Source organism: Streptomyces sp. NPDC047014 (assembly GCF_040644195.1).
Classification (GTDB): domain Bacteria; phylum Actinomycetota; class Actinomycetes; order Streptomycetales; family Streptomycetaceae; genus Streptomyces.
In genome coordinates this window covers 60268-67273 of the sequence record NZ_JBEYVX010000033.1, presented here as the reverse complement: position 1 = coordinate 67273, position 7006 = coordinate 60268, and the positions used below count along the sequence as shown (strand labels likewise).

Annotated in this window: 8 protein-coding genes; 5 read left to right on the top strand and 3 right to left on the bottom strand. The window is 73.1% G+C overall.

Annotated features, from left to right (window positions below; translation table 11 throughout):
• Positions 1-185 precede the first annotated feature (185 nt).
• The 3 genes from ABZ873_RS19535 to ABZ873_RS19525 all read left to right on the top strand — a co-directional run bounded on the left by ABZ873_RS19535 (position 186) and on the right by ABZ873_RS19525 (position 1650).
• On the top strand, positions 186-536 hold the full coding sequence (locus ABZ873_RS19535) for an ATP-binding protein (RefSeq protein ID WP_360873241.1): 351 nt from the start codon (positions 186-188) through the stop codon (positions 534-536).
• Between the two features lie 109 nt (positions 537-645).
• The gene (locus tag ABZ873_RS19530) at positions 646-975 is read left to right on the top strand and encodes an STAS domain-containing protein (RefSeq protein ID WP_360873238.1); all 330 of its coding nucleotides are present in this window, start codon (positions 646-648) and stop codon (positions 973-975) included.
• A 156-nt stretch (positions 976-1131) separates the two neighbouring features.
• A complete protein-coding gene (locus tag ABZ873_RS19525; RefSeq protein ID WP_360873235.1) occupies positions 1132-1650 on the top strand; it encodes a cupin domain-containing protein in 519 nt (172 codons plus the stop codon).
• Here the strand turns inward: ABZ873_RS19525 and ABZ873_RS19520 are convergent.
• Positions 1631-3334, bottom strand: coding sequence for a CocE/NonD family hydrolase (locus ABZ873_RS19520; RefSeq protein WP_360873232.1), 1704 nt, complete (start codon positions 3332-3334; stop codon positions 1631-1633). The genes ABZ873_RS19525 and ABZ873_RS19520 overlap by 20 nt on opposite strands.
• 390 nt (positions 3335-3724) lie before the next feature.
• Here ABZ873_RS19520 and ABZ873_RS19515 point away from each other — a divergent pair, with 390 nt between their 5' ends.
• Entirely contained in the window at positions 3725-4105 is a 381-nt protein-coding gene (locus ABZ873_RS19515; protein WP_360873229.1) for a peptidoglycan-binding domain-containing protein, read from the top strand.
• Positions 4106-4191: 86 nt separating this feature from the next.
• On the opposite strand, the gene ABZ873_RS19510 is transcribed toward ABZ873_RS19515, so the two are convergent.
• Complete coding sequence (locus ABZ873_RS19510) at positions 4192-4881, bottom strand: response regulator transcription factor (protein WP_360873226.1); 690 nt, start codon at positions 4879-4881, stop codon at positions 4192-4194.
• A gap of 35 nt (positions 4882-4916) precedes the next feature.
• Positions 4917-6122, bottom strand: a complete 1206-nt coding sequence (locus tag ABZ873_RS19505) for a sensor histidine kinase (protein ID WP_360873224.1) — start codon at positions 6120-6122, stop codon at positions 4917-4919.
• 187 nt (positions 6123-6309) lie between these two features.
• Between ABZ873_RS19505 and ABZ873_RS19500 the strand changes: the two genes are divergently transcribed.
• Positions 6310-6957 (top strand): GPP34 family phosphoprotein, encoded by a 648-nt coding sequence (locus ABZ873_RS19500; RefSeq protein ID WP_360873221.1) that lies wholly within the window; start codon positions 6310-6312, stop codon positions 6955-6957.
• Positions 6958-7006: the final 49 nt, after the last annotated feature.

Here is a 7006-nt window from a genome sequence, read left to right as displayed (position 1 = left end):
TGGCCGGCGTACGCACCCAGGACGCCTACCTCTCCGTCAGCGGCGGCTTCGCCCTCAACGTCCAGGCCAACACCCGCCTGCTGGAACGCTACGGCCGGGCCGCCGCCCCCGGCCCGCTGCCATATCCTTCCCCCGCCCGGTGATCCACCGGGCGATCGGCGCGCCGAGGAAGGCAGTGACAGACAGTGTCCGAACCGAGGGCCGCACTGCGAGGCGAGGAAGCCCGCGACATAACCCGCAAGACGCTGGCCTACCTCCCTCAAGGCGTGGTCGACGACGCGCTGACCATCGTCTCGGAACTCGTCTCCAACGCCCTGCGTCACGCGGGCGGTGTGACCGGATTCAGCATCCGGCTGGAGGCGGACCGCGTGGTCATCGAGGTCTCCGACGCCTCCCGCGCACACCCGCACTCCCCGGGCAGCCCCGCCCATGTACCGGGCGGCTTCGGCTGGATGCTGGTCAACCGCCTCGCCGGACACACCCAGATCCGCACCGGCCCCGGCGGCAAGACGATCACCGCCCACCTCGCGCTGTGACCCTCCGCGCCGACGCCTGCGGCACCCCCGCCGGGGCGGCCGCGACGCTGCAACGGGTAGGTTGACCGGATCGGCGGCACAGGGCCGCCGGCCGGGTCAGGGAGTAGAGATGCAGCAGCAGGTCCAGGTGCTCCCCGACGAGGACGGCGTCCGCCTCATCGTCTGCGCGGGCGAATTCGACCAGGACAACCTCGCTCCCCTGGCATCGGCCTGTACGACGGCCGTCGAAGACCCCCGGGTACGGCGGATCGTGCTGGACGTCACCGCGCTGACCTTCGCCGACTCCTCCATGCTCAACCTGATGCTCCGGGTCCGCGCGAGTGACCGCCTGGTCCTGGCCGGCCCCCTGCCCACCCAGCTGACCCGCGTCCTCGACCTGACAGCGACCCGCGAGATCTTCACGCTCGCCGAGAGCGCCGAGGCGGCACGCGCCCTGTAGCCGAGTAGCCGGCTCCGTGTGCGGGCCGTGTCCGGGGCGGGCCACGCCGCCCGTCGGCCCTGGGCGGCGAGGAGCGGCGCGAAGGCATCCCCCCGCCCGTCGGAGGATGATGGACTGGGCGGCAGAACGGCCACGCGGAGGCGAGGGTGGTGCGCCATGAGTGATCCAGTGGTGATCGCGGCGGGGCAGGGGCGGCAGTTCCCCGGCCCGACCGGTGCTCCGATGACGGTGAAGATCGGCGGCTCCGCGACCGGCGGGGCGTACTCACTGATCGAGTACTCGCACGCCGCGGGCGCCCCGGGCCCGCCCCCGCATGTGCACGAGCACCATGAGGAGGCGTTCCGGGTGCTGGCGGGCGAGCTGAGCCTCGATGTGGACGGGCGAACGATGACGCTGCGCGCGGGGGAGTACGCGGTGGTGCCCCGGGGCGCCGTGCACCGCCCCTACAACACCGGGCCGGTCGAGTGCCGCTTCCTCTTCATCACCTCACCCGCCCTGGACGGCTTCTTCGCGGAGATGGCCGCCTTGAACGCCGCGACCGGCGGAAACCCGTCCACGGCGGCGCTGCGGGAATTGGGATCCCGCTGGGACTGCGTGTTCGTCGCGCTGCCCGAAGGCGGTGCGGACGCCGCGACGCGCATGGTGAACGAGCCCCCTACGCCTTCGGCGGGATGACCGGCAGCAGGAGGCGGGCGGGGCGGTCCGGGCCCCAGTGCACGGTGCAGCGTCCTCGGGTGCGGGTCTTGTACGAGGCGGGGAACTGGCCCGTCAGCGGGTTGCGCGGGGACAGCCAGCGGCCGGCGACCACCAGGCGGAGCTGTTCACCCGCGCGGAACAGGGTCGAGGAGGCGCCGAGCGCGATGTCCACGGGCACCACCTCCCCGGGCGGGACCGGTTCGCGCTCCAGGCACGCCGGTACGGGCGCGAAGGGCCGCGTCAGGTCGGGGTCGAGCGCCCGCAGTGCGAGGTTCTGCCACCCGGTGGCGACGCGGTCGCGGCCGTATCCGTAGGAGCCCTCGAAGGGGACGAAACGGCCCCCGCTCCACTTCTCGACACCCACGACGAGATCCAGGTCCTCGGTGTCCTGCGGCGCGACGTACAGCCGCAGCGCCATGGGCCCCGTGAGCTCCGTGTCCTCCGTGACCGTCCAGCCGAAGCGGGCGCCGCCCCGGCGGACGTCGAAGGTGAGGGATCCGGCGGCGGTCGGCGGTTCGGCGGCGAGGCCGCCGGCCGTGAGATACGCGGGGGTCCACCGGGTGCGCTCCAGCGGCCAGGTCTCCTCCTCCCGCACCTCCACCACATGGTCGGCGCGGTCCCGCACCTCCAGCCGGACCCGGGGCAGCGACGGCACCTCCCGCCCCTTCAAGTGGCGCTCGAAGAAGAGCAGTTGTGCCGCGCGCGCCTCCTGGTCGTAGAAGACGGCCCACTTGCCGCCGCGGTGGGTGTACAGGTGCCGCTCCGCGGAGGCGATGCCCTCGAATCCGGCGAACGACCCGCGGCTGTGGAGGTTGTTGTCGGAGAAGCTGCCGCAGACGAGCGCGGGCACCTCGATCGCGGACAGGTCGGGGTCCAGGGACCGGTACCAGGAGTCGATCACCGGGCGGCGGGCGCTCTCCTGCCGGAAGGAGTACGTCTGGCGGACCTTTTTCAGGCCGAGGTCCCAGAGCCTGAGGAATCCGTTCTCCGCCACCCCGCCGGGGCGTGCGAGGCCCCGGTAGGCGTTGGTGAACCCCTCCCACGGCGCGATCGCCCTCAGCGACGGCGGCCGGGTGGACGCCGCCCGCCACTGGGTGAGCGCCAGGTACGACACCCCGAGCATCCCGACGGCCCCGCTGCTCCACGGCTGCGCCCCGGCCCACTCGATCAGGTCGTGGACGTCCTCGCCCTCCTGCGCCGACAGCAGCGACCCGACGCCGTCGGAGGTGCCCGCGCCCCGCAGGTCGCAGTTCACCACCGCGTAGCCCTGCCCGGCCCACCAGACCGGGTCGGGCCCCTCCCAGGTGGTGAGCGAGGAGAAGACCATGGGCCCGGGCTGGCGCATGATCCGGTAGCGGAACGACAGCCTGGGGCGGCCCGAGGCGCTGAACCGGGGGAGGTCGTCCTTCCCGTACGGGTGCGCGAAGAGGATCACCGGCACGGGGGTGTCGCCGGGCGGCCGGTACACATTGACCCGCAGCACCGTGCCGTCCCGGGTGACAACGGGACGGTCGTGCTCCACGCGCACCCGGCCCGGCTCCGGCCGGTACACGGAGATATTCGGCCGCAGCATCCCGGAGAGGCGCGTCAGCGCGTACCGCCCCCGCCCCGGCCGGCTCCACGGCCTGTCGTACCCGGCTTCGTCTTCACGGCTGCTGCTCATAGGACCGGCTCCCATACCCCCCGAGCCCATGATCTGACACTCACAAAAAACGATGGCAAGGGGCGCCGACGTCGGCAACTCGGGACCGCCTCACCTGGCCGGATCCGGCTGCGGTCCTGGTTGTACGGGGCACGGGGCCGGGCTCGGTCCGTGGTTGCACAGGGGGTGGGACTGGGCTGCGGGGTGGAGGCCGGGGATCAACCCGTCGGGCGACGAGCGGACACCGGTCGCCCGCATAGCTTTCTGTCTGTCGCCCCCGGAAACCGGGACGGGGCGGCACCGCAACACCAGGGGGAACATCCCGGCCCGCGCCCCCAAGGGGCGCGCTCGACTCGGCCGGTCCCGGTGACCTGTCATGTCATGTCATGTCCTGTCGTGAAGGGGAGAAAGATGATCACCACCAAGAAGTCCGCCGTACTGCTGTCGGGCGGCGCCCTGGCCGCCGCCCTCCTGATGGGTACGGCCGGAGTCGCCTCGGCCGCCCCGGCGGGAGCGGGGGCCACCGCCACGGCGGCCACGGCGAAGGCCGCCAGCTGGTACTGCGGCTACGAGAGCGGCACGCCGTACACCGACCGGGGCGACCGCGGCAACAAGGTGCGCGAGGTGCAGTGCCTCCTGCGGGACGTCTGGGGCTTCAACATCGGTGCGACCGGGGTCGACGGCGACTTCGGCAAGGCCACGGAGGACGCGGTGAAGGCGTTCCAGCGCAGCCGGGGCCTCGCCGTCGACGGCAAGGTCGGCCCCAACACCTGGCGCAAGCTGCGCGGCTAGTCACAGCGGCCGGCTGGTCCGGCACGCGTGAGCGACCGCGTGCGGCTCTGACGTGCCGGCCCGCCCCTGGCGGGCCGGCATCCCGGCTACCCGGCAGACGGCCGCTGCGCCCCCGCCTCGCCCGGCGACAGCAAGCCGCTCTCGTACGCGACGACCACGGCCTGGGCCCGGCTCTGCAGGCCGAGCTTGGACATGATGCGGTTCAGGTGCGTCTTGACGGTGGCGATGCTCACCACCAGGCGCTGGGCGATCTGCTCGTTGGCGAGGCCCTGCCCGACGAGATGCAGGACGTCCGTCTCGCGTTCCGTCAGTTCGGTGAGGCTGTCGGGCTGCGCACGCCGCGCCTCCGGCTGGTGGGCGAAGGTCTCGACGAGCCTGCGGGTGACGGTGGGAGCGAACAGCATCTCGCCCTCGGCGATCAGGGCCACGGCGGCCAGCAGCCGCTCGGGGGGCGTGTCCTTGAGCAGGAACCCGCTGGCGCCGGCGCGTAGGGCCGCGTACACGTACTCGTCCAGGTCGAAGACCGTGAGCATGACGATCTTCGGCTTCGGCAGAGGCGCCCGGTCCAGGATGTGCTGGAGGGCGGTGATGCCGCTCATCCCCGGCAGGCGGATGTCCATGAGGACGACGTCCGGCCGCAGTTCCGCCGCGAGTTCGACCGCCTCCTCGCCCGTTGCCGCCTGCCCCACGACCTCCAGGCCGGGCGCCGCCGCGGCCAGCGCCGCCAGCCCGGCCCGGATCAGCGCCTGGTCGTCCACGATCAGCAGCCGTGTCATCGCCGCCCTCTCCCCCCGTGTGTGCGGGGGAGGTGTCACGCGCCCCCGGCTGCGTCGAGCGGGGCCAGCGGGATGGTGAAGACGACCTCGAAGCCCCCCTCGGCTCTCGGTCCGGCCCGCAGCGACCCGCCGTAGAGTCTCACCCGTTCGCGCATGCCGAGCAACCCGAGCCCGCTCGACGGCAATTCGGCCACCGGCGCCGTACCACCCTGGCTGATTACGTCACATGTGAGCCGATCGGATGCGAAGCCGAGGGTGAGGGAGACCCGGGCGCCGCGGCCGGCGTGCTTCACCGCGTTCGTCAGCGCCTCCTGGACGATGCGGTACGCGCACAGGTCCACCCCCGAGGGCAGGGGCCGCCGGTGGCCCGAAACCGCCCAGGTGACCTCCAGGCCGGAGGCCCGGGTCCGCCGCACCAGATCGTCCAGTGCCGCCAGGCCGGGCGCGGACCGGTACAGGCCGTCCTCCTCGGGGCTCTCCGTACCGGTGCGCAGTACGCCGAGCAGGCCGCGCATCTCCTCCAGCGCCTGCCGACTGCTCGACCCGACGGACACCACCGCCTGCCGGGCGGCCGCCGGGTCGGACGCGAACACGTACTCCGCCAGGCCCGCCTGCACCGCGAGCGCGGACAGGTGGTGGGCGACGACGTCATGGAGCTCGCGGGCGATACGCAGCCGCTCCCGCGCGATCGCGTGCTGGGCCCGGAGCTCCTGCTCGCGCTGCAACTGCAATGTCAGCTCGGCGAGTTGGATATTGCGCCGCGTCAGGCGGCGGCTGCCCGCGGCCCACACCCAGACGACGCCGACCCCGAGCACGGCCTGGGCCACGGACAGCTCCACCGACAGATGCGCTCGCAGGCCGGCCGCTAGCCATGCCACCGCGGTCGCCGCCGCCGCCCATGCCGCGCGGTGCGCGGGGCTGCGTACGATCACCGTGTAGCAGGCCAGCAGCGGCGCCCACAGGTTCGTCGACGGCTGGAAACCGGCCGCCGTGTAGACCACCAGAGCACCGCAGGAGATTCCGAACGCCACCCAGGGCGCCCGTCCCCGGAGTGCCAGCGGAAGGTTCGCCGCGAGGCTGAGGACGATGGCGAACAGGCCGAAGGGCGGCCAGCCCTCGCCCTGGTACAGGGCGGTGTAGCCCTGCAGCCCGTACACGACGGTCACGACGGCCATGACGCACCCGAGCGCGCTGTCGATCACCAGCGGGTCGACACGTATCCGCCCTCTGCCTACCTGCATCCCCGAAGGGTAGAGGCGCCCGCCCGAGGCGTCGTCCAACCGTGGGTTGACTCCGACGGGTGATACCGGCGTACGGGAAGGGGGGATCGGGCGTGTCGGGGAACGCGGACGCCGTGGCCGGCGTTGGTGCTACTACGGGAAGGCGGTGTGCCGAGCCGCCTTCCGCCGACCTCGATGGGGAGCATTCATGAGCACGGCGAAGGACCTGTTCATCATCGTCATGGAGCAGGAGCAGGACCACCCCGTCGGGCAGGGGGACCTGTCGCTGGCGCTCGCGGGCGCCGAGCTGATCGACCTCCTCGGCGCGGAGGCCGCGGCGCTGGACGGCGACCGCATCGTGCCGGGGCTTGCGACCGAGCCGCACGACCCCCTCCTGGCCGAGGCGGCGGAGCTGCTCAAGCGCCAGGCGCCGTACGAGCGGGTCGAGGACTGGCTGTGGCGCCGCGGCCAGGACCTCTCGGCGACGTACCAGACGGCCTTGGAGGAGGCCGGCCAGCTGACGCGGGGGCGCCGCGGGCTGCTGCCCTTCGGCAACGACCGGCTGGAGCCGGCCGACACTCCGGTACGGCGGCGGGCGCAGGGGCGGTGGGAGGAGGGCGAGCCCGTCCTCGCCGCCCTCGGTTCTGCCGTGGGCATCGGGGGCGCCGAGGGCGATGCCGGAGCCGGGGGCGAGACCGGCGCCGAGGCGGGGGACCGGGTGGAGCCCGGCCTTCCGGACGAGGCGGTGACGACCGTGCTGGCCGTCGTCGAGGACGCCGTGACGGAACTCGCGGCCGTGCGCCAGCGGCGGTCCATCGAGAATGCCGCCTTCGCCAATGTCTGGCGCGTCCCGTGAGCTGCCGCGTGTAGCGGCGGCGGCGTCGGACGGCCGTCCCGGGCCGCCC

Excerpts from the sequence above, each read along its gene's own strand:
- ABZ873_RS19530 (WP_360873238.1), top strand. The coding sequence starts at position 646 with ATGCAGCAGCAGGTCCAGGTGCTCCCCGACGAGGACGGCGTCCGCCTC.
- ABZ873_RS19520 (WP_360873232.1), bottom strand. The coding sequence starts at position 3,334 with ATGAGCAGCAGCCGTGAAGACGAAGCCGGGTACGACAGGCCGTGGAGC.
- ABZ873_RS19515 (WP_360873229.1), top strand. The coding sequence starts at position 3,725 with ATGATCACCACCAAGAAGTCCGCCGTACTGCTGTCGGGCGGCGCCCTG.
- ABZ873_RS19505 (WP_360873224.1), bottom strand. The coding sequence starts at position 6,122 with ATGCAGGTAGGCAGAGGGCGGATACGTGTCGACCCGCTGGTGATCGAC.
- ABZ873_RS19500 (WP_360873221.1), top strand. The coding sequence starts at position 6,310 with ATGAGCACGGCGAAGGACCTGTTCATCATCGTCATGGAGCAGGAGCAG.
- ABZ873_RS19525 (WP_360873235.1), top strand. The coding sequence starts at position 1,132 with ATGAGTGATCCAGTGGTGATCGCGGCGGGGCAGGGGCGGCAGTTCCCC.
- ABZ873_RS19510 (WP_360873226.1), bottom strand. The coding sequence starts at position 4,881 with ATGACACGGCTGCTGATCGTGGACGACCAGGCGCTGATCCGGGCCGGG.